The organism is Pseudomonas sp. 3A(2025), from assembly GCF_054589175.1.
The window spans coordinates 104,208-130,768 of sequence record NZ_BAAILM010000095.1 but is presented as its reverse complement, the minus strand read 5'-3'; the positions used below and the strand labels follow the sequence as shown (position 1 = coordinate 130,768).

24 protein-coding genes are annotated in these 26,561 nt (G+C 59.2%); 13 read left to right on the top strand and 11 right to left on the bottom strand.

The genetic code is table 11. The features are described 5' to 3' along the window. Positions 1 to 86: 86 nt before the first annotated feature. The 3 genes from ACYP2A_RS24125 to betT all read left to right on the top strand — a co-directional run bounded on the left by ACYP2A_RS24125 (position 87) and on the right by betT (position 3,411). Positions 87 to 500 carry a DUF4398 domain-containing protein gene (locus ACYP2A_RS24125; RefSeq protein WP_459748452.1) on the top strand — a complete coding sequence of 138 codons (414 nt, stop codon included), beginning with the start codon at positions 87 to 89 and terminating at the stop codon, positions 498 to 500. A 59-nt stretch (positions 501 to 559) separates the two neighbouring features. Next, positions 560 to 1,342: an OmpA family protein gene (locus ACYP2A_RS24120; RefSeq protein ID WP_459748451.1), complete on the top strand. Its 783-nt coding sequence runs from the start codon at positions 560 to 562 to the stop codon at positions 1,340 to 1,342. Positions 1,343 to 1,440: 98 nt separating this feature from the next. Beyond that, the gene (gene betT / locus ACYP2A_RS24115) at positions 1,441 to 3,411 is read left to right on the top strand and encodes a choline BCCT transporter BetT (RefSeq protein WP_459748450.1); all 1,971 of its coding nucleotides are present in this window, start codon (positions 1,441 to 1,443) and stop codon (positions 3,409 to 3,411) included. Between the two features lie 30 nt (positions 3,412 to 3,441). On the opposite strand, the gene ACYP2A_RS24110 is transcribed toward betT, so the two are convergent. From ACYP2A_RS24110 to ACYP2A_RS24100, 3 genes are all read right to left on the bottom strand, one after another. Then, complete coding sequence (locus ACYP2A_RS24110) at positions 3,442 to 3,810, bottom strand: hypothetical protein (RefSeq protein ID WP_459748449.1); 369 nt, start codon at positions 3,808 to 3,810, stop codon at positions 3,442 to 3,444. A gap of 122 nt (positions 3,811 to 3,932) precedes the next feature. Further along, positions 3,933 to 6,368 (bottom strand): PEP-utilizing enzyme, encoded by a 2,436-nt coding sequence (locus ACYP2A_RS24105; protein ID WP_459748448.1) that lies wholly within the window; start codon positions 6,366 to 6,368, stop codon positions 3,933 to 3,935. Next, positions 6,365 to 6,817, bottom strand: coding sequence for a cell division protein (locus ACYP2A_RS24100; protein ID WP_459748447.1), 453 nt, complete (start codon positions 6,815 to 6,817; stop codon positions 6,365 to 6,367). Before ACYP2A_RS24100 ends, ACYP2A_RS24105 begins: the two co-directional genes overlap by 4 nt. 205 nt (positions 6,818 to 7,022) lie before the next feature. Here ACYP2A_RS24100 and ACYP2A_RS24095 point away from each other — a divergent pair, with 205 nt between their 5' ends. Both ACYP2A_RS24095 and ACYP2A_RS24090 read left to right on the top strand, forming a co-directional pair. Then, complete coding sequence (locus ACYP2A_RS24095) at positions 7,023 to 8,189, top strand: AAA family ATPase (protein ID WP_459748446.1); 1,167 nt, start codon at positions 7,023 to 7,025, stop codon at positions 8,187 to 8,189. A 1-nt stretch (position 8,190) separates the two neighbouring features. Continuing rightward, positions 8,191 to 8,712 (top strand): hypothetical protein, encoded by a 522-nt coding sequence (locus tag ACYP2A_RS24090; RefSeq protein ID WP_459748445.1) that lies wholly within the window; start codon positions 8,191 to 8,193, stop codon positions 8,710 to 8,712. 154 nt (positions 8,713 to 8,866) lie between these two features. Here the strand turns inward: ACYP2A_RS24090 and ACYP2A_RS24085 are convergent, their stop codons facing one another. The 3 genes from ACYP2A_RS24085 to ACYP2A_RS24075 form a co-directional block, all read right to left on the bottom strand. Beyond that, positions 8,867 to 9,193: a helix-turn-helix domain-containing protein gene (locus ACYP2A_RS24085; protein ID WP_459748444.1), complete on the bottom strand. Its 327-nt coding sequence runs from the start codon at positions 9,191 to 9,193 to the stop codon at positions 8,867 to 8,869. Further along, a complete protein-coding gene (locus tag ACYP2A_RS24080) occupies positions 9,177 to 9,431 on the bottom strand; it encodes a type II toxin-antitoxin system RelE family toxin (protein ID WP_459748443.1) in 255 nt (84 codons plus the stop codon). Before ACYP2A_RS24080 ends, ACYP2A_RS24085 begins: the two co-directional genes overlap by 17 nt. Before the next feature lie 268 nt (positions 9,432 to 9,699). Beyond that, complete coding sequence (locus ACYP2A_RS24075; protein WP_459748442.1) at positions 9,700 to 10,647, bottom strand: aldo/keto reductase; 948 nt, start codon at positions 10,645 to 10,647, stop codon at positions 9,700 to 9,702. Positions 10,648 to 10,795: 148 nt separating this feature from the next. Between ACYP2A_RS24075 and ACYP2A_RS24070 the strand changes: the two genes are divergently transcribed. Next, entirely contained in the window at positions 10,796 to 13,225 is a 2,430-nt protein-coding gene (locus ACYP2A_RS24070) for a TonB-dependent siderophore receptor (protein WP_459748441.1), read from the top strand. Positions 13,226 to 13,244: 19 nt separating this feature from the next. On the opposite strand, the gene ACYP2A_RS24065 is transcribed toward ACYP2A_RS24070, so the two are convergent. Then, the gene (locus ACYP2A_RS24065) at positions 13,245 to 14,846 is read right to left on the bottom strand and encodes an MFS transporter (RefSeq protein ID WP_459748440.1); all 1,602 of its coding nucleotides are present in this window, start codon (positions 14,844 to 14,846) and stop codon (positions 13,245 to 13,247) included. A 66-nt stretch (positions 14,847 to 14,912) separates the two neighbouring features. Then, positions 14,913 to 15,545: an isochorismate family cysteine hydrolase YcaC gene (gene ycaC, locus ACYP2A_RS24060; RefSeq protein ID WP_459748439.1), complete on the bottom strand. Its 633-nt coding sequence runs from the start codon at positions 15,543 to 15,545 to the stop codon at positions 14,913 to 14,915. 450 nt (positions 15,546 to 15,995) lie between these two features. On the opposite strand from ycaC, the gene ACYP2A_RS24055 reads away from it, so the two are divergent. Beyond that, positions 15,996 to 16,550 (top strand): BRO-N domain-containing protein, encoded by a 555-nt coding sequence (locus ACYP2A_RS24055; protein ID WP_459748438.1) that lies wholly within the window; start codon positions 15,996 to 15,998, stop codon positions 16,548 to 16,550. A 77-nt stretch (positions 16,551 to 16,627) separates the two neighbouring features. Here the strand turns inward: ACYP2A_RS24055 and ACYP2A_RS24050 are convergent, their stop codons facing one another. Further along, entirely contained in the window at positions 16,628 to 17,077 is a 450-nt protein-coding gene (locus ACYP2A_RS24050) for a hypothetical protein (RefSeq protein ID WP_459748437.1), read from the bottom strand. Between the two features lie 72 nt (positions 17,078 to 17,149). Next, positions 17,150 to 17,992 (bottom strand): SDR family NAD(P)-dependent oxidoreductase, encoded by an 843-nt coding sequence (locus ACYP2A_RS24045; RefSeq protein WP_459748436.1) that lies wholly within the window; start codon positions 17,990 to 17,992, stop codon positions 17,150 to 17,152. Between the two features lie 116 nt (positions 17,993 to 18,108). Between ACYP2A_RS24045 and ACYP2A_RS24040 the strand changes: the two genes are divergently transcribed. The 4 genes from ACYP2A_RS24040 (at position 18,109) to ACYP2A_RS24025 (ending at position 23,064) form a co-directional block, all read left to right on the top strand. Then, on the top strand, positions 18,109 to 19,014 hold the full coding sequence (locus ACYP2A_RS24040; protein ID WP_459748435.1) for a LysR substrate-binding domain-containing protein: 906 nt from the start codon (positions 18,109 to 18,111) through the stop codon (positions 19,012 to 19,014). Between the two features lie 118 nt (positions 19,015 to 19,132). Next, complete coding sequence (locus ACYP2A_RS24035; protein WP_459748434.1) at positions 19,133 to 19,663, top strand: sigma-70 family RNA polymerase sigma factor; 531 nt, start codon at positions 19,133 to 19,135, stop codon at positions 19,661 to 19,663. Then, a complete protein-coding gene (locus tag ACYP2A_RS24030; RefSeq protein ID WP_459748433.1) occupies positions 19,647 to 20,618 on the top strand; it encodes a FecR domain-containing protein in 972 nt (323 codons plus the stop codon). Before ACYP2A_RS24035 ends, ACYP2A_RS24030 begins: the two co-directional genes overlap by 17 nt. 100 nt (positions 20,619 to 20,718) lie before the next feature. Continuing rightward, the gene (locus ACYP2A_RS24025; protein ID WP_459748432.1) at positions 20,719 to 23,064 is read left to right on the top strand and encodes a TonB-dependent siderophore receptor; all 2,346 of its coding nucleotides are present in this window, start codon (positions 20,719 to 20,721) and stop codon (positions 23,062 to 23,064) included. Between the two features lie 19 nt (positions 23,065 to 23,083). Here the strand turns inward: ACYP2A_RS24025 and ACYP2A_RS24020 are convergent, their stop codons facing one another. Next, a complete protein-coding gene (locus ACYP2A_RS24020) occupies positions 23,084 to 23,986 on the bottom strand; it encodes a LysR family transcriptional regulator (protein ID WP_459748431.1) in 903 nt (300 codons plus the stop codon). 189 nt (positions 23,987 to 24,175) lie between these two features. Between ACYP2A_RS24020 and ACYP2A_RS24015 the strand changes: the two genes are divergently transcribed. Both ACYP2A_RS24015 and ACYP2A_RS24010 read left to right on the top strand, forming a co-directional pair. Further along, positions 24,176 to 24,937: a type 1 glutamine amidotransferase domain-containing protein gene (locus tag ACYP2A_RS24015; protein WP_459748430.1), complete on the top strand. Its 762-nt coding sequence runs from the start codon at positions 24,176 to 24,178 to the stop codon at positions 24,935 to 24,937. 93 nt (positions 24,938 to 25,030) lie between these two features. Next, on the top strand, positions 25,031 to 26,473 hold the full coding sequence (locus ACYP2A_RS24010; protein WP_459748429.1) for a hypothetical protein: 1,443 nt from the start codon (positions 25,031 to 25,033) through the stop codon (positions 26,471 to 26,473). The last annotated feature ends 88 nt before the right edge of the window (positions 26,474 to 26,561 follow it).

The following is a 26,561-nucleotide window of genomic DNA, read 5'->3' as shown; positions in this document are numbered from 1 at the left end:
GACCGCAGGTAACAGCCAGGCACGGCTCTGGCACCTCTGATTCCGGCACCGACTGTCATGGAAAACCAAGCACTTGGAGTTAAACAATGGAGTTGATGACCATGAACACCCTCACTGCCAAAACCTCGTTCAAACGTCTGCGCGGGCTGAAACTGGCTGCGTTGGCCCTGGGAAGCACTCTGGTTCTGGCCGGTTGTGCCGGCAACCCTCCCACCGAGCAGTACGCGGTGAGCCAATCGGCAGTCAATAGCGCCGTCAGCGCCGGTGGCACCGAGTTTGCCGCCGTCGAGATGAAGTCCGCCCAGGACAAACTGCGTGCCGCCGATCTGGCCCTGCAGGACAAGAAATATGACGAAGCGCGTCGCCTGGCCCAACAGGCCGAGTGGGATGCCCGCGTCGCCGAGCGCAAGGCACAAGCCGCCAAGGCTGAAAAGGCCGTGCAGGATGCTCGCCAGGGCGTCAACGAACTCCGTGAAGAAAGCATGCGTCAGGTCCAGTAAGACGACCCCTTGCTTCTTGTTTTTCACGCTTTCGCCATTGATTTAAGGACGACAACATTATGCGTAAACAACTGATGATCCCTGCCCTGCTGGCCATGAGCGTTGCCCTGGCGGCCTGTGCCACCAAGCCAAACCCGACCCTTGAGCAGGCACGCACCAACTACACGTCCTTGCAGACCAACCCTGAGGCCACCAAGGTCGCAGCGCTGGAAACCAAAGATGCCAGCGAATGGCTGGAAAAAGCCGACAAGGCTTTCCGTGACGGCGAAGACGCCAAGAAAGTCGACCAACTGGCCTACCTGACCAACCAGCGCGTTGAAGTGGCCAAACAGACCATCGCCCTGCGCACTGCCGAAGCCAACCTGGGCAAAGCCAGCGCCGAACGTGCCAAGGCACGTCTGGATGCACGCGATGCACAGATTGCCAAGCTCAAAGAAAGCCTGAACGCCAAGCAGACCGAACGCGGCACCCTGGTGACCTTCGGTGACGTGCTGTTCGACTACAACAAGGCCGAACTGAAGCCGGGCGCACAAGGCGACATCTTCAAGCTTGCGCAATTCCTGCAAGAAAACGCCGACCGTAAAGTGATCGTCGAGGGCTACACCGACAGCACAGGCTCCGCCACTTACAACCAGGGCCTGTCAGAGCGTCGTGCCGGTTCCGTACGTATGGCGCTGGTGCGTGCCGGTGTCGATCCAAGCCGCATCGTCGCTCAAGGCTATGGCAAGGAATACCCGGTTGCCGACAACTCGAGCAACTCCGGCCGTGCCATGAACCGTCGCGTCGAAGTCACCATCTCCAACGACAACCAGCCAGTAGCACCGCGTTCGACCATTCGTTGATCGCCTGAGCTGTAGTCTCAAGCCCCGCCCGCGTTGCGCAGGCGGGGCTTTTTCATGACTGCTGTTAAGTAAAACACCACGGCGCACACGGAGAGCCCATGGCACAAAAGCCTCAACCCATTGCCAAGTCGGCACTCAACCCGCCGGTCTTCTGGATCTCATCGATCCTGCTGTTGATCCTGGTGTTGTTCACCAGTATTTTCCGCGACGCGGCGCAAAACATGTTCAACCTGATCCAGGACTGGATCATCATCAACCTCAGCTGGTTCTACATCCTCGCTGTAGCGATCATTCTCGGTACCGTGGTGTTTCTCGGCATTGGCCGCTACGGCGACATCAAGCTGGGCCCCGACCACAGCACCCCCGATTACAGCAGCACCACCTGGTTCGCCATGCTGTTCTCGGCGGGCATGGGCATTGGCCTGATGTTCTTCGGCGTTGCCGAACCGGTAATGCACTTCATCAACCCGCCGATCGGCGACGGCTATACCGTTGAAGCGGCCCGCGAAGCGATGAAGATCACCTTTTTTCACTGGGGTTTGCACGCTTGGTCGATCTACGCCATCGTCGCGCTGATCCTGGCCTATTTCAGTTTTCGCCACGGCCTGCCGCTGACCCTGCGCTCGGCGCTGTACCCATTGATCGGCGAGCGCATCAATGGGCCTATCGGCCATGCCGTGGACATCTTTGCGATCATCGGCACCGTGCTCGGCGTGGCGACCTCGCTGGGCTTTGGCGTGTCGCAGATCAATACCGGCCTGAACAGCATGTTCGGCGTACCGGTAAACACCGGCGTGCAGATCGGCCTGATCATCGGCACCACGGCACTGGCCACCTTGTCGGTGGTGTCCGGCCTGGACAAGGGCATTCGCCGGCTCTCGGAGCTGAACCTCGGCCTGGCTGTGCTCCTGCTGCTGATGGTGGTACTGCTCGGCCCGACCGTGCTGATTCTGCAAACCTTCGTGCAGAACACTGGCGGCTACCTGACAGAAATCGTCAGCCGCACCCTGAACCTGTATGCCTACAACCCGACCGACTGGATCGGCGGCTGGACCCTGTTCTACTGGGGCTGGTGGCTGGCGTGGTCGCCTTTTGTCGGACTCTTTATCGCGCGTATTTCACGTGGCCGCACGATCAGGGAGTTTGTGACAGGCGTGCTGCTGGTGCCGACCGCGTTCACCCTGTTGTGGATGACCGTATTCGGCAACACCGCGATCCACCTGATCCTCAACGAAGGCATGAGCGATCTGGCGGCGGCCATCGACAAGGACACGGCGCTGGCGCTGTTCGCCTTCTTGCAGCACTTCCCGCTCGCCAGTTTCATCTCGGTGCTGGCAATCATCATGGTCGTGGTGTTCTTCGTCACCTCCGCCGACTCCGGCGCCATGGTGGTCGACATGCTGGCTTCGGGCGGCAACGATCAGACGCCGGTCTGGCAGCGGATCTTCTGGGCCTCGGCCATGGGCGTGGTGGCCATCGCGCTGCTGCTGGCCGACGGTTTGAAAGCCTTGCAAACCGCGACCATCGCCAGCGCACTGCCCTTCACCATTGCTCTCTTGTGCAGCATGCGCGGGCTGCTCAAGGCGCTGAAGCTCGATGCGACCAAACGCGGCCTGCGCCATCACGCGCTGTCACCGTCGGTGGCCCGCACGCCGGGCAGCTGGCAACGGCGCCTGCGCAACATGGCGATGTTCCCGAGGCGCTCGCACGTGGTGCGTTTCATCACTGAAGTGGCCAAGCCGGCGTGTCTGTCGGTGGCTGAGGAGTGGCGGCGCCAAGGCTATAACTGCAGCGTCCAGGACGGTGAAGACGGCCGCGTGCAACTCACCGTAGGCCCGGCCGACAACCCGGAATTTCTCTACGAAATTCGTCCCCAGGCCTACGCCATGCCCAGCTTCGTGATGGGCGATACGCAAAATGAAGAGCGCAAATACTTCCGCGCCGAAGTGCACCTGCGCGAAGGCGGCCAGGACCATGACGTCATGGGCTGGTCAAAGGAAGACGTGATCGGCGACATTCTTGACCAGTACGAGCGGCACATGCACTTCTTGCATCTGGTCGGGGATTGATCGCTGCAAGCCCCTGCGCGACCGGATCGACTATTGACGCGGGACCTGTTCGATCCGGCCGCCACAGGTGGTGAAACAACCGTCATACGCCTCCCGGCAATGACGGGTATCGGGTGCGGACGGTGAGCGTGGCTCGCCGCCGCAGGCCGATGACGGCTGCGACGACGAACTGCCGATCTGCGTCATGCAGGCCCGGTAGTTCATCATTTGCCAGTCGTAACCGGTCTTATCGACCTTCTGTGCATCCTCGGCCTTGCTGGTGCAGGCGCTGCGCCTGGCTGTACATTGCGCCACGCATTGCTGCCCGTCAGCGGTTTCAGGCGGCACATGGCGGTACTCGACACAGCCGCTGAGCAGAACGCCAAGCAAGCCTGCGGTGAACAATCGTTGAACTGACACGGTATCCCTACCCTTTCTATTGCTGATGGGTTCGCTGCCCCCGGCAACAAAAAGGGCCGGGGAAATCGACAGGAATAGACCGGGATTGTGGAATCAAGTTCGTCAGGACGTTACGGGGCCGGTCACTCCACCAACCGCAACACCCCATCCACATACACCACCTCACGCCCTACCCAGGTCACATCAACCTGCGGTAATACCGCCGACGGCTTACGCAGTTCACGCAGCAGGGTCGAACCGTGCGACAGGCGTCCGCCCATGCGTGCGATTACCGCCTGCGCGGCTTGATAATGCGCATGGCGGCCGGGATCGAGAGTGTCTTCCAGCAGGATGTCGCGGCCCAGAATGCCCTGCACCTGGCCTGGGTAAATCATGAAACCTGTGGCCTGTTCGCTGCCTTCGCGCCCGTCCTGCCAGAAGCTGCCATCGCGGCTGCGGATGTGCGGGTGTGGCGCGAACCAGTGCTCGCGCTCGGCCTGGGGCATGGCGTGATGCAGACGGAAAAACACGCGCATCAGGTTGTCGCGATACCACTCGCGCACTTGCAGGTAATAACCGCGCAAACCCGGTAAACCTGTCGCATGCGCCAGACGGACGCGGCGTGGCCAGTGCGGGAAAGTTTGCAACGGCAAGTCGGTCAGCGCCGGGCGCGGTGTGCCGGGATCGGTCTCCCATGGCAGGCGGTGCGGGCAGTTTTGCAGATCGTCATAGGCCGTAGGCGGCCGCCCCAACCAGTCGCCGCCGCTGCTCGCCAACGCGGTCGCGATGCACAGATTGCCCTGCACCACGAACACATAGAAGCGGGTAAACCAGTCGGCCAGTCGTTGTCCATTCGCCCCTTGCCGAGCAAGATCAGCCAGCTCATGGTCGAAGCGGCGCAGTTGTTTTTCAAGGGTCGGCAAGTGCCCGCGCGCGCTGCGCTGCATGCGCAGAAAAACCGGCAGCGAATGCAGTAACCGCGCTGGTCGCCAGGGCAGAGGCGGCGTGGCGCCACCCACTTCGCCAGCATAGCGGCTAGCGGCGATGCCCCAGTCGGCCAGACGCGCCAGAAACAAGTCATTGTTGATGTAGGAAGCACCGCCAAACACGGCGGTAAACGGCTCGTTGTCCTGCAACACCCGCGCGTCCCAGCGCGCCATGATCGCCGGAATACTGGCCGCTGCCCGGCGCTGGCCGTACTCGACAAAACGGCTCGGTTGCGGCGGCAGAATCTCGGCGATGTTGGCTGCGGTCAGGTGCCGGCGCCAGCCGTAATCGCTGATCGGCCGGTATTGCAACAGCCATAACTGGCGTCCGTCCCACGCCCACTCGACATCGCCCGGCACATAATGAAAAACCCGCAACACACCTTGCAGAAAGTCCCACAGCTGCGCTTGACTCAGCCCGTGCGCAGTCTTGAATGCGCCGCTGCTCCAGCCGTCGCCCAGTCTGGAAATGACGGCCCTTTCGGGACTGATCTGACCGTCGGCCAAGGCTTCAAGATGGCCTTCGACCCACTCCAGCTCCACAGCCAGATGCCGCACAAACGCAATGCCCGACAGCACCGGCGTGATGAAACGCTGCACCACCACTTCTTCGACACCGGCGCCGCGCAACTCGGCCACGCGCCCATTGACCTCATCTGCCGGCACGCGCAAATACGTGGTGCTCAACCCGGCATTCGCAGAGTCGGCCTGGTCTTCACCATAGCTGGACGAACGCACCGCCCAACTCGCTTGCGGCTGGCTGGCCAGCAACGCAGGCAACCGTGGGTCAGAAGCATCCTGCAGCGATAGCGCCGCAGGCACCGGCTGCCCGGCCAGTTCCGCCAGACTCAGACGCCCGCCTTTGGTGTGCGCGACAAAGCCCTGCTCACCCGACTCCAGCCAGGTGGCAAATTCGGACGGCGCGTCGATCCACGGATAATGCCCCCAACCCGGCTTGAGGCAGATGCTCAGGTTCGCGCGGGCCAGGATCGCCGACCACGCCGCAGCCTGCTCGATGCCCAGCACACCGTCCTGATCGCCCCACACCAGCTCGACCGGATCGGTGATCCACTCCAGCAATGGCAGTGCGGTATCGGCACGCAGCAGGTCCCAATACGGCACAAACGCCCGGCAGCGTTTATAGCCATCGCCCATGCGCTGGTACTGCGCCGCGCTCCAGGTGTGTCGGGAGAACTTGCTGGCAAACAGCGTCGGCTTGTTGGCCAACAGCCAATGGATGGTCTTGCGAATCGGCATCGGCGACATCAAGGCCGGCAGGCGCCGCTGCCACAAAAAGGCCCCCACCGGCGCCAGCAATACACTGCGCGAGAAATGCCCGGGCCGGCGCTGCAAGGCATGCAACACCAACAAGGCACTGACGCCCACCGCCATGATCGCGCCGCCCTTGACCGTCGCCGCCAGCAAGGCCTCGGTGTAGGCCGGCAAGTCTTCACACAACGGCTCGGTATTGCTGCCAAACCCCGGCAACTCCACCGGCACAACCTCATAGCGCTGAAAATACGGGATCACGTCATCCCACCAGCGCGCGCTGCTGCCGTTGCCGGCCAGCAGGTACATCACAGGCCGACTCATGCTGCCTCCCTGCGGTCATGGCGATATAGCCAGAACAACGGCGGCAACAGGGCAAGCAAGGCCAGAGAGTCGATCACCAGGTGCGACCAGACACCGGCCTGCAACGAGAAAAACAGATCCTGCGGCGCCCACAGCAGAAGTCCTGCAATCAACCAGCCCCACACCATCGGCCGCCTGATCTGGCTACCGATGTGCACCAGCGCCAGCATGTACAACGAAAAACTCTGCACCGTGGCACCGAACAAGGCCAGCCACCAGACCTGCTGCTGGCGCGCAAAGACTGGCGCCGCCTCTGGCCAGAAGGCCCGCTCCAGCGAACTCAGATAAGCGTCGAACAACCCGGAATTTCCCGCCCAACTGACCAGCAGGCCACCCAGCAGATGGGCCACGGCTACGGCGTATAGCCAGAGCACCAGTGTGCGTCGCAAGGTCGAAGGTGAGCGCGGCATTGCAAGTCCTGTGCAGGTGCTGGAGGGATGGCGAGTGTAGCGATTTCCCCGAACGATTGATAAGCGCGGCACGTTTACAGACTCATGGCGTATCGGTGGTGGTGCAATGTTATAGCCCACGCGATGACGTATCGGAACATGATGCCTGTCACGAAATTCATGACCTCCAGGCCAGAACGCCGCCCAATAATGGATAACCGAACACATGCGTAATCCTCAAACAGCCAGCGGTTCTGTAGCGCGTGATATCGTGCCTGCCTCCATCGACCCACGCTCGACAGCCGGGCGGCTCGAAGGAACGGCAGCGGATCTGCCTGGATACCTGAGGAAAATCGTCATGCTGGACAGCGCGATCATTCATAACTTCGGCCCGCTTCCCAATGCCGAGTTTCGCTTCGCGCCTGGTTTGAACGTGGTGGTCGGTGAGAATGGTTGCGGCAAAAGCCAGCTTCTGAAACTGCTGTATTCGCAGCTTAAAGTACAGGCCGATCATAAAGAACTGACCAAGACCCTCCTGCAGAAGGCCTGCGCCGAAAAGCTTGCAGGGGTGTTTCGTGCCGAGGCCTTGGGACGTCTGGTAAAGCGCCAGCAAGGGCAAGGAAAATGTGAAATAGAGCTGGTCATGGAGACGGCGTCCAACAACCTTTCCATCAGTTTTACACCACGCGCCAGCACATCGGTGCACGTGGGCAAATTGCCTTCGACGGGACTGGAGAAATCACCGGTCTATTTGCCGACTCGTGAATTGCTGACCCTGTGTCCGTGGTTTGTTCCGCTTTACGATAATTACCATCTTGAGTTTGAAGAAAGCTGGCGTGACACCGTTTCATTGCTGGGCAATCCATCGATCAAAGGCAAGCGCGAGGCGACTGCCGCCAGACTGGTAAAACCGCTGGAGGACGCCATGGGCGGCAAGGTCATCGTTGACCCGACGACAGGCCGCTTCTACGTGCAAATGCCCGGCGGCAAAATGGAAATGCCCCTTGTCGCCGAAGGCCTGCGCAAGATTGCCATGCTCGCCCGTTTGATCAGTACAGGCACCCTGCTTGAACAGGGATATCTGTTCTGGGACGAGCCCGAAACCAATCTCAATCCAAGGCTGATCAGGCTGGTTGCCCGGTGCATCCTCAGTTTGTGCGCACAAGGCATTCAGGTGTTCGTGGCCAGCCATTCGCTGTTTCTGCTCAGGGAGCTGGAAATGCTCGCAGATACGACTGAGTTCGAAGCGGTCAAACAGCGTTACTTCTCACTGAACATAACCGATCAAGGTGTCGAGCTTGAACAAGGCGACAGGCCCGATGATCTTCAAACCCTGGTACTACTCGATGAAGAACTGAAACAGTCTGACCGCTTTATCGGGCTGGAACACTGAAATGCCGGTCATTGAGCAAGTCATCGGCGAAGGACGGCTGACGTTTCGTTTTCCTGATCAGGCACTCTCCAGTCAATACGATGAGTGGGCGCATTATCGTCGTCAGTTCAACAGTGCTTTTGGTGGCACCAAAGCTGTCGATATTCTTTATGCCGAAGGGACCACAGGCTGGCTGGTTGAGGTCAAGGATTACCGTGAACACTGCCGCACCAAGACAATCGATCTGGCCGAAGAAGTTGCCATCAAAGTCAGAGACACCCTGGCGGGTCTGATTTCCGCCAGGCTGCATGCTCAGGATTCTGATGAGAAGAACGTGGCCAAGGGCATTCTCAAAAGCCGGCGATTGCGAGTGGTGCTGCACCTTGAACAGCCTGACAAGCAGACCAGACTCCGGCCAAAGGCAATTGATCCGGCGGCCATTTTGCAAAGGCTTAAAAACCTGCTCAAAGCCATCGATCCACCCCCATGCGTCGTCGACCAGAACAGCATGAAACCTGAAATGGTATGGACCGTTGAGGGCTAGATTGAATCTGCACGACGGTGCCTGGCAGCAACTCAAAGACGATCCAGCCGTGCCATGTCCTCATCACTGAGCGTCAATGTCGCCGCCCTTGTCAGGCTTTCGATTTTATGGACATGAACGGCAACCCACGAGTCCACGAGCTTGTTCATATCCTTCAAATATCAAGCAAAGCGGGAGCTATCCCCAAAGCCACTGCAATTTTTTCACGCGTTGCACCGCGTGGCCTCGCGGCCTGTTCCTGCTGCGCATAGGCAGACTGGCTGATCCCGATACGCTCGGCCACCTGAGCCTGAGAAAGGCCAAAGTATTTGCGCCACGCACCAATGGCTGTAAGCCCTTCCTTGACCATAAATCCAACGACTTCATTAGGCACCCGATCATCCAAGGGATGATCTTTTACATAATCGGCGTAAGGAATGACGACGAAGGCAGGCGCACCGTCTGGCCCGTTGATTATTTGCACGTTAGTAGGTGTGCTCATCCCGCTTTTTCACCTCTTCAATATTCACGATCTTTACGCCGCTGTCCCAGTCAAACATGACCCGATAGTTTCCTGTACGAAGCCGATAGCCATAGGGGTGGTTGGTGAGCCTTTTGACATTCTGGGCATTAGGCATGTAGGCCAAGGCTTGGATCGCATCGTAGATTTTGGACTGATCCGGCTTGTGAATCTTGCCCAACTGCTTGACCGCTTTGCGTGCCCAGTAAATCGTGTTCATGCCACCTCGCCAAACACTTATTAAAAATAAGCAATTAAATAAGAATTATCAAGTTCTAATTCGTAAGGCGCAGTCTGATCCGGACACGCGGCAGTGTCTCGTCAGCGCAATCGGGGAATGTTGAGTGAAATGTCGCAACATTTCTTGGAAAAGGCAAAATGCCCTTAAGGATTTTGACGTAAGAAGACGTCAGAATTATCGAGTAGCCACTACTCCTTAGAGAGCGAAGCAATTGCGACGGTGCCTCGCAGCACCGCCGCCCGTCACCTCAAAGCCGATCCAGCCGCGCCACGTCCTCATCACTGAGCGTCAATGTCGCCGCCCGTGCCAGGCTTTCGACCTGGGCCACGCTGGTGGCGCTGACGATCGGTGCGGTCACGCCCGGTTGGCGCAGCAGCCAGGCCAGCGATACTTCAGACGGCGTGGCCTGGTGGCTGGAGGCGATATCGTCCAGTGCATCGAGTATTGCCAGGCCGCGCGCATCGAGGTATTTGGCGATGCCCTGGCCGCGCTTGCTTTTGGCAAGGTCGGCCTGCGAGCGGTATTTGCCCGACAGAAAGCCCGACGCCAGGCTGTAGTAGGTGACCACGCCGATATTGGCGGCAATGCACAGCTGTTGCAGGTCGCCTTCAAAGCCTTTGCGGTCGTACAGGTTGTACTCCGGCTGCAGCACTTGATAGGCCGGCAGGCCCGGTTGTCCGGCGGTGCTCAAGGCTTCGGCCAGTTGCGTGTAGTCGAGGTTGGAGGCGCCGATGCTTTTGATCTTGCCTTCGCCCAGCAACTGGCCGTAGGCATTCAGGGTTTCCTGATAAGGCGTTTCAGGGTCAGGCCAGTGCGAGAAATACAGGTCGATGTAATCGGTCTGCAAGCGGTTCAAGGAGTTTTCCACGGCTTCGCTGATCCAGCGCTGCGACAGGCCCTTGCGCCCTTCGCCGCCCAGGTCCGAGCCGACCTTGGTAAAGATCTTGATCTTCTCGCGCAGGCCCGGCCGCGCCTGTAGCCATTTGCCGATGATGGTTTCCGACTCGCCGCCCTGGTTACCGTCGGCCCAGGCCGAATACACGTCGGCGGTGTCGATGGCATCGAAGCCGTAGTCGATAAAAGCGTCGAGCACGGCAAAGCTGGTCTGCTCGTCGATGGTCCAGCCGAACACGTTGCCGCCGAACACCAGCGGTGAAATGTCAAAACCGGTGCTGCCCAAAGTGCGTCGTTGCATGGTCGTCTCCCTGTCGATTGCCCTCAAAGGTGTGTGCATCGGAACGCTTGATGCACCTGCAGGTTCGATAAAAGTTGGTAAAACCGTGTCCCCTTTTCAGCGCTCGGGTGTCATGAGCTACAAGTGAACCCAAAAAGAGAGCCCCCCAATGCCCGCACTGCCACGCCACAGGTCGTTCCTGGCGTCATCGATTTCCCGTTCAACGTTATGCTTGAGCCTTGCCCTGGGTCTGGCTCCGCTGACCGTGCCCGTAGCCCTGGCAGACAGCCAGCAGCAGAGCTACAACATTCCGGCCGGTGAGCTGGGCACGGTGCTGACCCGCTTTGCCGGCCTAGCCGGGGTCAGCCTGTCGGTGGACCCGGCCCTGGTCAATGGTCGGCGCAGCGCCGGCCTGAGCGGTAACTACAGCGTAGAGGCCGGCTTCAGCCACTTGCTGCAAGGCAGCGGTCTGCAACTGCAACCGGTCGGCAGCGGCAGCTACACCCTGGTGCCCGCACCAACGGCAGCGTCGGGCACGCTGGAAATCAACGCCACCGATATCGTCAGCACCAGCATCCTGTCGTTCAACGGTGACGGCGAGCGCTATGCCGGCGGCCAAGTCGCAAGGCGTGGTTCGCTGGGCCTGCTGGGTTCGCGGGACTTCATGGACACCCCGCAAAGCATCACCACCTACACCAGCGAGGCGGCCAAGAACCAGCAGGCACGCACCCTTGGCGACCTGGTGGCCAGCGACCCTTCGGTGCGCGCCACCAACCCGGCCGGTGGACGCTTCGAGCAGTTCACCATTCGCGGCTTCAGCCTGTTCAACACCGATGTGTCGTACAACGGCCTGTTCGGCGTATTGCCGACCTATTCCATCGACATGGAAATGGCCGACCGCATCGATGTGTTCAAGGGCACCAGCCAGTTGCTCAACGGCATTTCGCCGCGCGGCAGCGTGGGCGGTGGCATCAACGTGGTCGCCAAGCGCGCCACCGAAACGCCAATCACCGAATTCACCGGCAGTCTGGCTTCCGACAGCCAGGTCGGTGGCGCTGTCGACATCGGCCGGCGCTTCGGTGACGAAAACCAGTACGGCATCCGCTTCAACAGCGTCAAGCAGTCTGGCGACACCGCGTGGGATCACCAGAACGTCGACCGCGAAATGTCGGTACTGGGCCTGGATTTCCGTGGCGAGCGCCTGCGTGTCTCGGCTGACATCGGCCGTACCGAACGCGACACCGATGCCCCGCAAGAACGTATTCAGGTCGGCGCCAACGCCCGTGTACCCAGCGCCGGCTCGGTCGATAAGAACTACGCCCAGCACTGGAGCCAGGCCAGCACCAACGACACCTTTGGCGATCTGAACGCCGAATACGACCTGAGCGATTCGTTCATGGTCTACGGTGCCGTGGGCGCCCGCGAAAGCAACCACGACTTCCTGCGCCATGCCGTCAGCGTCACCAACAACGCCGGTGACTTCACTATTTCGCCACGCTATTTCACCCGTGACGAAAGCGTACGCACTGCCACCGTCGGCGCACGCAAGTGGTTCCAGACCGGCCCTGTCAGCCATGAGCTGAATATTTCGGCGACCCACTTCTACATGGACTTCACCAACGGCGGCTCACGCTATGCCACCGCCGCCGGCAATATCTATAACCCGATCCAGCGCCCTGCGCCCGGCACGCCGACCCGCCAGGATTCGAAGGACTACACCGAAAACCGTTTCGACAGTATTGGTATAGCCGACACCCTGGGCTTCTTCGACGACCGTTTGCTGGTGACCCTGGGCGGGCGTTTCCAGCGCGTGCAGGTCGAGGACTGGAGCGATGGCGTCAAGGGTGCCACCGCTTACGACGAGAAGAAGTTCTCGCCGTCGGGCGGCGTGGTGTACAAGGTCACCGATCAGTGGTCGCTGTACGCCAACTACATGGAAGGCCTGAGCCTGGGCAAGATCGCGCCATCGACCTCAATCAACGAAAACCAGATTTTCGCGCCTTTCATCAGCCGTCAGGTCGAACTGGGCACCAAGTATGACCTGGGCTCGGTGGCCTTCACCGCCAGCGTGTTCCGCATCAAACAGCCGGCCTACGAGACCAACGCTACCACTCGGGTCTTCGGCCCCAGCGGCAAACGCGAAAACACCGGCGTGGAACTCAGCGTGTTCGGCGAACCGCTCGAAGGCGTGCGCCTGCTCGGTGGTGTGATGTACATCGACAGCGAGCTGACCAACACCGCAGGCGGTATCTACGATGGCAACCGTGCTCCGGCCACGCCCAAGTTCAACGTCAACCTCGGCGCCGAATGGGATGTACCGGGCGTGCAAGGCGTGACCCTGACTGCACGCGGTATTCACTCCAGCTCGCAGTACCTGGACCAGGCCAACAGCAAGTCGATCGACGGCTGGGAACGCTTCGACCTCGGTGCCCGTTATGCCTTCAAGGTCGAAGGCCGTGACATCACTCTGCGCGCCAACGTCGAGAACGTTCTGGACAAGGCCTACTGGGCCTCGGCCGGTGCCTCGGATGACAGCGAGCCAGGCCTGACCCTGTCGACCCCACGCACCTACCTGATCTCGGCCACGGTCGGGTTCTAAAGGATTGGCGGGGCGCTAATCAATGCCCCGCCGCCTGATTCAGCAAGTGCCGGATCTTCACCGGCACACCTGCGTCCTGAAACCTGCGCGCGGCCACTTCCAGCTTCTGGTCTGCGCGGGTGACCCGGTCGTGATGGCGCAAGTGCTCGACCCAGGATTCCTCGAAGAAATACTCCTGCCACACCTGCGGATCCTGCGCGTCCTGCATCAAGCCCCATGAAAACGCGCCGTTGCGCTGGCGCATGTGACTGACCGCCTGCATCGCATGGCTGAATTTCGCGGCGTTCTGCTGCGCAATCCGGTACTCCACCGTGATCATCACCGGCCCGCGCTCGGCTGGCAGCGCTTCATCAAGTTGCGGTGCGGCCCAGTGCTTTGAAGGCTGCAACTCGTCCATCTCGCTGCTCGGCAACGGGAAGTGCCAGCGCAACAGGATGCCCACCAACAACACTACGCCTGCGCCCATGAACGCCGCATTCATCGACACATGGCTGGCCACCGCGCCCCAACCCGCTGCGCCACCGGCCGAACAGCCGAAAAACACGAGGATATACAGCGACACCGCCCGCGCCCGCACCCACGACGGCACCGTGGTTTGTACCGCGACCTGCAAACTGCTCAACACCGCGATCCAGGCCACGCCACTGATCAACATCAACGGCGCCAGCGCCGCAATGGAGCGTGTCCACGCCAGACCAAACAGCACCAGCGCATACACCACGCTGGCGCCGACCACGATCTGATCGGCACTCAAACGCGCACGCAGTTTGGGCAGAAGTACAGCGCCCAACACCGCGCCGATGCCGACACAGCCCAGCAGAATGCCGTAGTCCAGCGCCGTACCGCCGATCTCACGACGCACCAGCAACGGCAGCAACGCCATGCCCACCACCGCCCCGACAAAGAACGCCGCCGTACGCACCAGCACCGCCCGCAACGGCCGCGCCCCCTGGGCATAACGCACCCCGGCACGCATTGCGCCCCACCAGCGCTCGGCCGGCAACGTTGCAGGTGCCGGCGTGTGGCGCCAGGCATACAGCGCCACGATCACCGCCAGAAACGACACGCTGTTCAAGGCAAAGGTCAACCACGGCCCGCTCAGGCTGACCAGCACCCCTGCAATCGCCGGACCAATGGCCCGCGCCACGTTCATCGCCAGGCTGGACAACGCCACCGCCGACGGTACGTCTTCACGGGCGACGATTTCCGGCGCCAGCGCCGACCACGCCGGCATCATCAGCGCACTGCCGATGCCCATGGCGAAGGTCAGGGTCAGCAGCAGCGGCACCGACATCTGGTTGGTCACCGTTAATATCGTCAGCACCAGCGCCACTGCCGCCATCCAGCACTGTACGGCCAGCAGGTAGCGGCGCTTGTTGACGATATCCGCCAAGGCACCGGCCGGCAGCGCCAGCAAGAACACCGGCAAGGCACCGGCCACCTGTACCAGCGCCACCGCTTGCGGGCTGGCCGACATCGAGGTCATCAACCAGCCGGAGCCGACTTCATGCATCCAGGTGCCGATGTTCGAGGCGATACTGGCCAGCCACAACCACAGGAATACCCGCGTGTGCAGGGGCTTCCAGGGCGAGGTGGTGGGCAACGTGGCGGGCTTGTTCATGGCGACTCTCACAGATCCGGGGCGGAAAAAAAGCCTGCGGGCGAAGGCAGGCTTTTGGTCGGTTGCTTAGGCCTGACGGGCGGTCAGGGCGGCGTAACCATTCATGAGGTTGCGGTAGTTGGGGATGCGTTGCGACAGCAGGTTGCCCAGGCCTTCGATATCGTTGCGCCAGTCGCGGTGCAGCTCACAGGCCACCGAGAACCAGTTCATCAGTTGCGCACCGGCCTGGCTCATACGATTCCACGCCGCCTGCTGCACGGTCTCGTTGAACGTACCGGAAGCGTCGGTCACCACAAACACATCAAAGCCTTCGGCCAGTGCTGACAGCGTCGGGAACGCTACACAGACATCGGTGACCACGCCGGCAATGATGATCTGCTTGCGGCCGGTGGCCTTGATCGCCTTGACGAAGTCTTCGTTGTCCCAGGCATTGATCTGACCAGGACGAGCGATGTACGGCGCGTCGGGGAACATTTCTTTCAGCTCCGGCACCAGTGGGCCATTCGGGCCTTGCTCGAAGCTGGTGGTGAGGATGGTCGGCAGTTCGAAGAATTTGGCCAGATCAGCGAGGGCCAGCACGTTGTTCTTGAACTCGTTGGGCGAGAAGTCCTGCACCAGCGAAATCAGGCCGGTTTGATGGTCGACCAGCAGTACGATGGCGTCGTCTTTGTTCAGGCGGTTGTAAGTGGCTGCGCTCATGATTGAATCCCTTTTCCAAGTGAGTAAGTGGTTGCGTTCAACATGGGCACAGATTAGGGGTGATTGATTGAGGGATAAATCGGCTGAAATGTGTTTGACCGTCAACCTGAGAGGGACAATAAAAATGCCGACTACCTCTGTAGTCCATTTCTGAATTTTCGTGATTGGCCTGCAACAACTGGTTATGCCCGGCTGGCCTGACTACCCTGCGCAGCACTCGCTGCCAATTCAGCGAGACGGGTTTGGCGACCCGATGATCAGTTGCTACGCAGCTCGTAATGACGTTGTGTGTATCCTTACGCACGTCGCTTCTATGGCGGCTGTGCGTCGGAGACCAACAGGTCTGCCGGGCGTGGCTCCTGACCCGGTTCGCCAACCCTCGCACAGCTGCCACCCTATTGTTTGGCGACGGTTCGGAGCAGCTCCTTTTGAAGATCAGGAGCTTGAACAATGCAAAACTTCAACATCTGTACACCTTGCGCAGAGCACTACACCGCCGAAGCTTTTTTCCGCCATCACCGCCGTCTACGCGCCATTCGCCACGACAGCCAGGCCTGGTTCTGCCTGGCCGATATCGCCCGTCTGATGGGCGCCCACCTCGACGAACGCGCCACCCTCAAGCTCGACCCCGACCAACGCCGCTTGGCTTGGCTCTCCTCCCACGGGCTGTGGGAGAAATGCATCATGGTCAGCGAGTCCGGCGTCTTCGCCTTGCTTGTTCATCACTACATCCCCGAAAACCGCACACTGCGCCAATGGCGGACCCACGAAGTGCTGCCCGAACTGCATCGCCGCTCGGAGCGCATGCTGGAAGAACCGAACCTGAGCCGGCTGGAGTGGCTGGGCAATACCCTGCAACTGCTGCACTGGTATAACGACGCGTGGATACGCTGGCGCGATATGCCGTATCTGGTGGCAAAGGTGCCAAAGCCGCTGCGGCTGTGGGAACGGCTTTTAGGCAGGTCGGAGGGTAAGGAGGATTCGCTGGGGATTGGGCAGCGGTAAGGCTAGAGATACTGAGGTATCTGTAGATGCGAGACAGATGGAAATCCGTCTCGCGTCACACGCATAAAGTCCAGAACTCACTCTCTGCTGCGCGCATATTGCTGAGCTACGAACATGCCTACAGTGGTCAGAAACATGACCCACGCGCACGCCACTTGCCAATGCCTGAAAATCCCTTGTTCATCGCCCATGAAAAAGACGGTCGAGGTCATGAACAATACGACGCAAACGCTCGCCAACAGGATGCGGGGAATAGCCAGCAACCAGCGCCACGTGCGACTGGGTCCTGAGCCTTGCGCGCGCCATCGGGCAAACACGGTCAGCCCCCCCAAAACGAAGGCGGCCACGATCAGCAGAATGGGAATGCCCAGCATCGCCATGGCCGGCTCGAACTCGCCGCCATCTTCACCGGGTGTGTAGTAGTTCGCGTACCAGATTTCACGACACAAAATGTGGGTCAGATAAATCACGGTAATCGGCGCGACGGGAAAGATCAGGCAGTTGATCAGCGGGTTCCTGGAGTCCATCAAGTAAAGCGTCCTTGGCAGCAAAGAGTCTGATTATCAGCAAAGCCCTCTGCTGCTGTCATCAAACGAAACTCATTCCTTGATCTTTCCCCATTCACGCGCAACCGCCTCAACATCAGCACATTCGATTCGCGCCAGATCCGTCGGGTAATCAACACCCGGATTCTCGCAAAAGCGCGTCGCCGTGAACTGCCCATTGCTGGCCCGCAAAATGAACCCGGTGTCCAGGCAGAGTGAACTGGCCAGGTACAACACACCGGGCACCACCCACTCAGGCTTGAGGTTTTCCGGCTCCCCGGTCTGCCCCCACATACGGGTCCGGGCCACTGGCGATACGGCATTGACCAGAATGCCGTCTGCCTGCCCTTCCATGCTCAGGGCATTCATGATGCCGATCTGCGCCATCTTGCCGGCTGCATAGGCGACCAGCCCCGGCTGGGCGTATTGCTGATACATGGCCCGGTCCGACGTGGTCAGCACCATACGTGCGGCATCGGAACGCTTGAGGTGTGGCCAGGTATGCTTGCTCAGCCACACCGGCGCGTACACGTTAATGCCCAGCGAACGGTCGAGAAAACCAGCCTCTTGCGCCTCGATGGGCTGATAACCGACCCAGCCTGCGTTGTGAATCACAATGTCCAGCGCGCCAAAGTGCTCAATGGCCAGATTGACTAACTGCTCGCAGCCCGCCTCGGTGTCCAGATGCCCGCAATGGGCGACCACCTGTGCATCACCGACCTGTAACGCACCAGCCGTTTCCATGACCAGCTCTGCGTCATGGCCTTCGCCTTCGCGACCGGTGCCCAGGTCGCTGATGACCACGCGCGCGCCCTGTTCAAGCAAAGCCCTGGCGTAGGCCAATCCCAGCCCCTGCGCCGCACCGGTGACAATCGCAACCTTGTTCTTGAACAGCATGATCGAGCTCCCGAGATGATCTGCTGTTACGGTAGCGCTGAAAAAATCGGCCGCCCAATATCAAATACAGGCACGTTTGATATTTGCCAGATATCGATTCGACGAGGGAACGCAGCATGATCGAGACCCGTTTACTGCGGCAATTCATCGCCGTCGCCGAGGAGTTGCACTTCCACAAGGCAGCAGCTCGTCTGCACATGGCGCAGCCCCCCTTGAGCCAGGCGATCAATCGGCTTGAAGACAAACTGGGGGTCGGCCTGTTCATACGCGACAAGCGCGAGGTAAGGATGACCGCTGCAGGCGAGGCATTTCTGCAAACGGCTTATCGCACCCTCAATGAGCTGGAACAGGGCATTGAACATGCCCGCAGTGTGGCGCAAGGCATCGCCGGCACCTTGACCGTGACAGCGATTTCCATCGCCTGCTATGAACAGTTACTCGATGCCTTTCGCCAGTTTCGCGAGACCTTTGCCCAGGCACGCCTGGTGATTCGTGAAATGCCTTCCTGCGAGCAGTTGCAGCCGTTGCTGAGCGGGCAAATAGACATCGCCTTCATGCGCGAACTGCCCCTGCCGACTCAGGTGCTGACCTCGCGACGAATCCTCGACGAGCAGATCGTCATGGCCCTGCCGTGCGATCACCTCCAGGCGCAATACTCGACGGTCGATCTTCGTCAATTTGCCGATGAAGCCTTTGTCTTTACCCCGCAAGCGCTGGGCAGCGGTTACCACAGCCAGTTAATCGCGTTGTGTGCAGCGGCCGGTTTCTATCCAAAAGTAGTTCAGGAGGCATCGAAGATTCATACGCTGCTGGGGCTGGTGGCCTGCGGCTTCGGGGTGGCGCTGGTACCGGAATACGTTGCCCGGTCAGTGTCGAACCCCAGGGTCCGGTTACGACCGATCCAGCCGTTGGAGGGCCAGGCCAATCCAGCCATGGGGTTGTACATGAACTGGAGTCATCGGCATGTTTCTCCATTGCGGGATAACTTCATGGCGCTGCTGGGTGACGGCTGGCCGTACTGAAACACACGAATGTCCGCCTGACTAATATGTCTGCAAGGAAAAGCACGCACCTCGCAAAATTTGCGCCGTTCGCGCGTCCCCGCATAAGATGCGAACAATTCCCAAAGAGCTTTTTCCTATGCCCACCTCGACCGATTCCTACACGCACCAGGTGTCGGGCTATTACACCGCCCATCACGGCTGGATTCAGGCGTGGCTGAGCAAGCGTCTGGGCAACTCCAGCGATGCCGCCGACCTGGCGCACGATGTCTTCGTGCGATTACTCGCCCGGCCGCGGCAGTTCGACAGCGACAGCCATGCGCGGGCGTACCTGCATACGATGTCGCGCCATGTGTGCGTGGATTTCTGGCGGCGTCGCGAGGTGGAGCACGCGTGGCTGGAGGTGTTGGCGACGCGGCCTGAGGCCTGTGCGCCGTCGGAGGAGCATCGTGCGGTGGTGCTCGAAGCGCTTGAGCAGGTGCATGGCATGCTCGCCCGTTTGCCGCCGCGGGTGGCGCAGGCGTTTTTGCTGGCACAGCTCGACGGCCTGACCTACAAGCAGATCGGCGAGCAGCTTGGCGTCTCGGCGCGCAGCGTGACCAAGTACCTGGCCCAGGCCATGTATCAATGCTTGCTGCTGGAAATGGAACTGGATGAAGCCCTCGTCTGATTCGCTCGATCACGCCGTGCTCAAGCAGGCGGCGCAGTGGTATGCGCGCTTGCAGGGCGAAGACGATGCGCAGGTGCGAGCTGCATGGCAACGCTGGCATGCGCAGCACGACAGCCATCGCCAGGCCTGGCAGTACGTCGAGCGCATCAGTTCGCGCTTCTCACCGCTGCAAGACGATCGCGATACCGCGCGCGCGACCCTAAGTGGCGCACGGCAGGTGCAACAGTCGCGGCGCAATGTGTTGCTGGGCCTGGCCTTGCTGGGTGGCGGCGCCCTGCTCGCCCGTCTGGGCTGGCGACCGGTCGAGCAAAATCTGATGGCTTGGCGCGCGGACCAACGCACGGCGGTTGGCGAAGTGCGTGTGCTGAATCTGCAAGACGGCACCCGCGTCTGGCTCAACAGCGACAGCGCCCTGAACATCGCCTACGCCGCGCAACAACGGATGTTGCAACTGGTGCGTGGCGAAGTGCTGATCGAAACCGCCCGTGATACCCGACCATTTTTTGTCGAGACCATCGACGGACGCTTGCAGGCATTAGGCACACGCTTCAGCGTGCAGCAAGAAGCCCAGGACACCCGGCTGAGCGTATTCGACGGCTCGGTGGCGATTCGCATGGGCGACAGCGAAAGCATTGCAGCGGTGGTTGCCGCCGGGTACGAGCGACGTTTCAACCGCGAACGTCTTGAAGGCGAGCAACCGGCCAGCGCTGGCCGGCAAAGCTGGAGTCGCGGCATTCTGCAAGCCGATAACCAGCCGCTAAGCGAGGTCATCGCCGAGTTGAGCCGCCATCATCCCGGCCATATCGGCGTAGCACCGGAGATCGCCAGCCTCAAAGTGGTTGGCACTTTCCCGCAGGACGATCTGCAGCAAACCCTGAGCATGATCAGCAGCGCACTGCCGATTCGCATCGAGCGCTCGCTGCCGTGGTGGGTCAGCCTTGAGGCGAAACGCTGATGACTGATTGAAAATTATTTTCATTCAGGTGTTCCTGTTTTGCCGGTTCATCCGAATTAGCTGAGACCAACATTACAACATCAGCTAATCAGGAGCCTCCATGCACCGCTTGCCCGCCGCTTCCTTGCGCCCCTTGAGTCTGGCCATTGCCCTGGCGCTGTTCACGCCGCTGAGCAACGCCGCCGATCAGTACCATCTGGCACCCGGCCCGCTGTCGACCCAGTTGAACCAGTTCGCCGCCCAGGCCGGGATCTTTCTGGTCGGCGCTGGCAGCCTGACCGAGGGTCATCAGAGCCGGGCGCTGGAGGGGAGCTACAGCGTTGAACAGGCCTTGGTGATCTTGCTGGAAGGCAGTGGGCTGGAGGCGGTGAAGACGGGGGAGAAGCGCTATGAGCTCAGGTCTGCACCTGTCAGTGCAGGAATCGAGCTTTCAGCCGTCAGTATTTCAGGCAAGGCGCCGGGGTCAACGACGGAAGGGACAGGTTCCTACACAACAGGCTCGACCAGCAGCTCGCTGCGTTTGAACCTGACCCCGCAAGAGACGCCGCAGTCAGTGACGGTATTAACTCGGCAGCGCCTGGATGATCAAAAACTGGATGATCTGGCCGATGCGCTGGATGCCACCACCGGGATTATCGTCAAGACATTGACCTTCGGCGGTGACGCACCGCAGATATTTTCGCGCGGTTCAACGATCAATAACTTCCAGATCGATGGCGTGCCAAGTTCTTCTTCCATGGCCAACTATGTGCAGAACACGGCCATGTACGACCGCATCGAAGTGGTACGCGGCGCGACAGGCATCATGAGTGGTCTGGGTAAACCGGCGGCAACCGTCAACCTCATCCGTAAACGTCCCACCCATGAAGCACAACTGTCAGTCAGTGCCGAAGCCGGTAACTGGGATCGTTACGGCACGGGGGCGGATATCTCCGGCCCGCTGAATGAGAGTGGCACGCTTCGCGGTCGTTGGGTGGTCGACTACAAGACGCAACATGGCTGGACTGATAACTACAAACAGGAAAAGACGGGCGTTTATGGCATCGGTGAATGGGACATAGATGACCGCACGCTGTTGACCTTCGGTTTCAATCACACCGTTAGAAATACCAATAGTCAGTCGACAATCTTCCCCATGCTCTATAGCAATGGAGAAAAAATCGGCATCAACGCATCAGACACAGCGACACCCGACTGGGCATTTTACGATCATGAAATCACCAATATCTTTGCCTCTGTCGAGCATCAATTCGACTCGGGATGGAGCCTGAGAAGCGAGCTGACCCATACTCAGTATGAATATGAAACGTTACTCCCCTCTGTCATTGGCTCCATCGACAAGGCGACCGGCTCAGGAGGCCGGTATCAGAACCCCTACTTCGTCAACAACACCGATCAGGAGACACTGGACACCTACGTCACCGGCCCCTTTTCACTGTTTGGGCGGCAACATGAAGTGGTGGGCGGTATTACCCTCGCTCAGTTGACACCCAGCGGGACCAACTACACATCGATGACACCCAACAGCCTCCCCACTATTTTTACCTGGGCCAAGGACACGCCAAAGCCCGAGTACAGGGCGACGGGGAAAAGTAACGGTGATGAACATCAGTACAGTGCCTACCTCAGCACCCGCCTGCATTTGACCGACAGCACGACACTGCTGATTGGCAGCCGCCTGACCGATTGGAAAAAGAACAGCGAAAGCCTGTCTTACGCCAACGGTAACAAGAGCAAAACGTCCCTGAGCGAAACCGGTGTTTTCACCCCTTATGCAGGGGTTGTGCAAGCGCTGGACGACACATGGTCGGTCTATGCCAGTTACACCAAGATCTTTCAGCCACAAGATCCACTCGTAAGCCAATACGTCGCCTCCCCCCCTCCTGAAGAAGGCACCAGTTATGAAGCGGGCGTTAAAGCCAGCTTCAACGAAAGTCGTTTGAACTCCAGCCTTGCGCTGTTCAGAACCAACCAGGATAACCTGGCCGTCTGGAGCAATGCCACGGCCAGTTATGAGTTGTTCAGCAATACCAAAACCGAGGGTGCCGAACTTGAGTTCAATGGCGAGCTTGCCCAGGACTGGAACTTCAGCAGCGGTTATGTTTACAGCGTGACGCGCAATGACCAAGACCAACGCATCGTGACCCGCGCGCCAAGACATAGCCTTAAAGCATTTACCACCTATCGTTTACCGGGTGAACTCGACCACTTGACTGTCGGCGGTGGTTTCAGTTGGGAGAGCAAGACCGGCGACGATCTGAAGGTCATGCATCAAGGCAGCTACACGCTGGTCAACCTGATGAGCCGCTATGACATTAACCAGCACCTCTCAGTGTCAGCGAATATCAATAACCTGTTCGACAAGGAATATATTATCTCGACTGGAGTACGCGGCACTTACGGCATGCCGCGCAACTTCATGACATCGATCAAATACACCTATTGATGACGACAGGTGCTGAAAATCACACCCTCAGCACCTTCGAACACACCTCAATAAAAGCCCGCAACTTCGGTTGGCTCTTGGCCGTACGGGAAAAATAAAGAAACAGCCCATCACTGCCAGGCGAGCAGTCCAGCAAGGCTGGCTCAAGCGTGCCGTTGGCCAGTTCACGCGAGGTGTGAAAGGTCGAGGAGTAAATCAACCCGACGCCTTTGACCGCCAGGCTACGCATCAGCTCGCCATCGTTGACGGTGAGTGGCCCGTTGGGCTCGATCCTGACAGTCTCTTCGTTTTCAACGAACTCCCAGCGATAGACATCGCCCTTTTCCGGGCGGCGAAATCGAATACAAGGATGGTCTGCCAGATCGCCGGTAACGATGGGTTTGCCCTTGGCCTTGAAATACGCGGGCGATCCAAACACCGCCCATTGGAAGGGCTTTGAAAGCCGCACGGCAATCATGTCTTGCTCGATGTATGAGCCGATCAGGATGCCGGCATCAAAGCCCTCGGAGACGAAGTTGTCGTGACGATTGCTGACGGTGATGTCCACATGCAAGTTGGGCCAGGCTTTTCGGAAAACCGGCAGCACAGGCTCGATCACGTGTGGCAACGCCAGGCGCTCGACGATAAGGCGCAACGTGCCAGACGGCGCTTTGGCTGACTGGGCGGTATCTTCAAGCCCGGTCACAATCGCTTGCGCGGCAGGTTCAATACTGATCAGCAAGTTCTTGCCTGCGTCCGTCAGTGCCATCTTGCGCGTGGTGCGATGAAAGAGCGGCACACCCAGGCGGCCTTCGAGTCGTTGCAATGCCTGACTCACCGTCCCCGGTGTTTTGCCAAGATCCAGGGCCGCCTTGCGAATACTCAGCCACTTCGAAATGGCCAGAAACTCTGATAAGCCATCGAAACGATCAGGCTGCGCCATCGGGCTTTCCTCTCTGGTTCAGGCACGTCGTGCCGCAATGAATACGGCGGCAATGTACACCGTTTTTTCATCGCAATATTTCTCTATAAGGCCGTTTTATTAAACAGTCCGTTCGGTGGTAGCTGGCTATTTCCAGACTCGACCCACCGCTACAGTGGCCGCCATCACTTACAACTGAAGGAAGCGGGCATGTCGATTACGAAGTTTTTTGCCGGCCTTGTCGCCGCGCTGGTCCTGTTTAGCAACCCTGTGTTTGCCGATGAACATGTAAAGAGCAAAAGAGTGCTGTTTGTGGTGTCCAGTCTGGACAAGAAAGCGCCGAATCTGGTCGGTGGCTTCTGGTTTCCCGAACTTACACACCCGGTCGAAGTGTTCGATCAAGCCAATGTCGGCTTCGATATCGCCAGCCCCAAAGGAGGTCTGGCGCCCTTCGATGGCTTTGACTTGAACGACCACGCCAACCTGAGTTTCTGGACCAACCCTGAGCACCGCAACAAGCTGGGCAACACCCTGAAACTGTCGGCGGTAGACCCTTCCCGATACGACGCCATTCTGTTGGTCGGCGGACATGGACCGATGTGGGACTTCGTCGGTAACCCTGAACTTGATCGGATCGTGCGTACGTTCTACGAAAGCAACAAAGTGGTCAGCGCCGTTTGCCATGGCCCGGCAGGACTGATCGACGTCAAACTCAGCAATGGCCAACGCCTGCTCAAAGGCCACCGCGTCACCGGATTTACCGCCGAAGAAGAGCAATCACGCCAGTACGACAAAATCGTGCCTTTTGAACTGGAAAGTGCTTTGAAACAGGCCGGTGCAACCTTTGAAGAAGCACCGGTGTTCGAAAACCGGGTCGTGGTCGATGGTCGTCTGGTGACCGGGCAAAATCCGGCGTCAGCAAAGTCTCTGGGAGAAGCCGTGGTCAAGTTGCTTCAATCGAAAGCGATTTGATTCACTGCCGAACTCAACTACAAAAAACCGGTCAATCAACCCCAGACCTGATCAGGCTTGCCTATTCATTGTTCAAGGATGATTTTCCGCCCGATGAAAAAACCACTTTACGCTGTTCTCGCCGCACTCCTGTCTTTCACGCCCGTTGCCATTGCCGATGCAGAAACCGAGGCCTTGATCGCCAAAGGCCAATGGCAACAGGTGGCCGACCGTCTTTATCTAGAAGTACTAGAGGCCGGATATTCAAAAACGGTGGTTGCCAGGACACTGTCCGCAGACGGGCGTGAAGAACAGGCCGTGGCGTTGATCAAAGCATGCTGCTACAGCACTGGGTTGATTGACGTAGCGGTTCTGTCCCGTCAGTCAAGCCACGCGCAACGACTGGCCATTCTGGATCAGGTGGCGCGGGATAATCCAAGGAACCCCCAACAGTTGAAACTGGCCCAAGCCTATCTGAAATATGGCCGTACCGATCAGGCCCTGCAAATCTACAACACCTATCTACAAACGGCAGTCGCTGACAACCTCAGTTTATCAGTGTTGGTTGAGAGCGTTATTGCGACCAACAACAAGGACATGATGAGTCGCATGCTGCCCGTGCTGTCCGATGCTGCGCAGCGTCTCTCCAATAAGGTCCTGGCCGCAAAAACCTATGCTTTGCTGGCCATTATCCAGGCACGATTGGGGCAAATGCCAGCGGCCGAAGCCGCCTTGCAGCAGGCTTATGATCGGGTTGAGCGCAAGCAGCGCAAGGCAATATCGGAATCGCTTGTACAAGCCGCGCTGATCATCGACCGGCCGGATCTGGCTGATCAATATAACGAGGATGACGATCAGGAATGGCGTAACTGGGCACTCTACCACGTCAATAAGGGCGACTATCAGGGTGCCGTTGCAATCGGTATGAAGATGACCTCCAAAACAGTCTGGGTAAAGAAGTACGTACACATCGAGGCCATCGATAACGCCCGCACAAGCCCGAACATGCCGGCCTTGGTGGCCTTTATCGAAAGTGTCAAAGACGAGAAGCCTTCAAGGTATGTCCAGGACCTGCAGGACATTGCCATTGCTTACGCCATCAAGGGGGATTCTGCACAGGCCCGGGCCACACTGGCACGCGCTGCAGATAGCCTGACACAAGACGGCGCTGCGGACCTGAACGGCCTGCTGCTGACTGCCCGGCTCGCGAGCCTGGCACTGCAACGGAAGTTCGACGATATCGCCCAACCGGCCATGCGGGCACTGCCGGAGCGTCTTCAGAAGATGCAAACCGATGCTTATGGCTATGCCGAGGCATGGCAGGCTATCAGCAAAACACATTCCTTCATTGCTGATCAGACATTGGTCCGGCACAGCATGGCCCAGGCTTATAGCGCCACGCAGCCATTAATACAGAAGAGTCTGGACGACAAAAACTTCAGGCGTTCAGATAACGTGAGAGCCCTGCTGTTAAGCATGGCCCGTTCCGCGCAACGAATGGCCGATGCCACAAAGGCTCCGCTCAAGGAATCACACGCCGCGCTTGAGGCACCATAAGCCGTTTCGTAGCCCTCGTTGTGCAGCGTGCTCGCGAGGATTAGCACAATTGCCAGCGACTTAAGGTGCTTTGAGTTACCTTTCCAAC

Bases quoted from the DNA above. Each gene is read 5' to 3' on its own strand.
- ACYP2A_RS24125 (WP_459748452.1), top strand. From the start codon at position 87: ATGGAGTTGATGACCATGAACACCCTCACTGCCAAAACCTCGTTCAAA.
- ACYP2A_RS24120 (WP_459748451.1), top strand. From the start codon at position 560: ATGCGTAAACAACTGATGATCCCTGCCCTGCTGGCCATGAGCGTTGCC.
- betT (WP_459748450.1), top strand. From the start codon at position 1,441: ATGGCACAAAAGCCTCAACCCATTGCCAAGTCGGCACTCAACCCGCCG.
- ACYP2A_RS24105 (WP_459748448.1), bottom strand. From the start codon at position 6,368: ATGAGTCGGCCTGTGATGTACCTGCTGGCCGGCAACGGCAGCAGCGCG.
- ACYP2A_RS24100 (WP_459748447.1), bottom strand. From the start codon at position 6,817: ATGCCGCGCTCACCTTCGACCTTGCGACGCACACTGGTGCTCTGGCTA.
- ACYP2A_RS24095 (WP_459748446.1), top strand. From the start codon at position 7,023: ATGCGTAATCCTCAAACAGCCAGCGGTTCTGTAGCGCGTGATATCGTG.
- ACYP2A_RS24090 (WP_459748445.1), top strand. From the start codon at position 8,191: ATGCCGGTCATTGAGCAAGTCATCGGCGAAGGACGGCTGACGTTTCGT.
- ACYP2A_RS24085 (WP_459748444.1), bottom strand. From the start codon at position 9,193: ATGAGCACACCTACTAACGTGCAAATAATCAACGGGCCAGACGGTGCG.
- ACYP2A_RS24080 (WP_459748443.1), bottom strand. From the start codon at position 9,431: ATGAACACGATTTACTGGGCACGCAAAGCGGTCAAGCAGTTGGGCAAG.
- ACYP2A_RS24075 (WP_459748442.1), bottom strand. From the start codon at position 10,647: ATGCAACGACGCACTTTGGGCAGCACCGGTTTTGACATTTCACCGCTG.
- ACYP2A_RS24070 (WP_459748441.1), top strand. From the start codon at position 10,796: ATGCCCGCACTGCCACGCCACAGGTCGTTCCTGGCGTCATCGATTTCC.
- ACYP2A_RS24065 (WP_459748440.1), bottom strand. From the start codon at position 14,846: ATGAACAAGCCCGCCACGTTGCCCACCACCTCGCCCTGGAAGCCCCTG.
- ycaC (WP_459748439.1), bottom strand. From the start codon at position 15,545: ATGAGCGCAGCCACTTACAACCGCCTGAACAAAGACGACGCCATCGTA.
- ACYP2A_RS24055 (WP_459748438.1), top strand. From the start codon at position 15,996: ATGCAAAACTTCAACATCTGTACACCTTGCGCAGAGCACTACACCGCC.
- ACYP2A_RS24050 (WP_459748437.1), bottom strand. From the start codon at position 17,077: ATGGACTCCAGGAACCCGCTGATCAACTGCCTGATCTTTCCCGTCGCG.
- ACYP2A_RS24045 (WP_459748436.1), bottom strand. From the start codon at position 17,992: ATGCTGTTCAAGAACAAGGTTGCGATTGTCACCGGTGCGGCGCAGGGG.
- ACYP2A_RS24040 (WP_459748435.1), top strand. From the start codon at position 18,109: ATGATCGAGACCCGTTTACTGCGGCAATTCATCGCCGTCGCCGAGGAG.
- ACYP2A_RS24035 (WP_459748434.1), top strand. From the start codon at position 19,133: ATGCCCACCTCGACCGATTCCTACACGCACCAGGTGTCGGGCTATTAC.
- ACYP2A_RS24030 (WP_459748433.1), top strand. From the start codon at position 19,647: ATGAAGCCCTCGTCTGATTCGCTCGATCACGCCGTGCTCAAGCAGGCG.
- ACYP2A_RS24025 (WP_459748432.1), top strand. From the start codon at position 20,719: ATGCACCGCTTGCCCGCCGCTTCCTTGCGCCCCTTGAGTCTGGCCATT.
- ACYP2A_RS24020 (WP_459748431.1), bottom strand. From the start codon at position 23,986: ATGGCGCAGCCTGATCGTTTCGATGGCTTATCAGAGTTTCTGGCCATT.
- ACYP2A_RS24015 (WP_459748430.1), top strand. From the start codon at position 24,176: ATGTCGATTACGAAGTTTTTTGCCGGCCTTGTCGCCGCGCTGGTCCTG.
- ACYP2A_RS24010 (WP_459748429.1), top strand. From the start codon at position 25,031: ATGAAAAAACCACTTTACGCTGTTCTCGCCGCACTCCTGTCTTTCACG.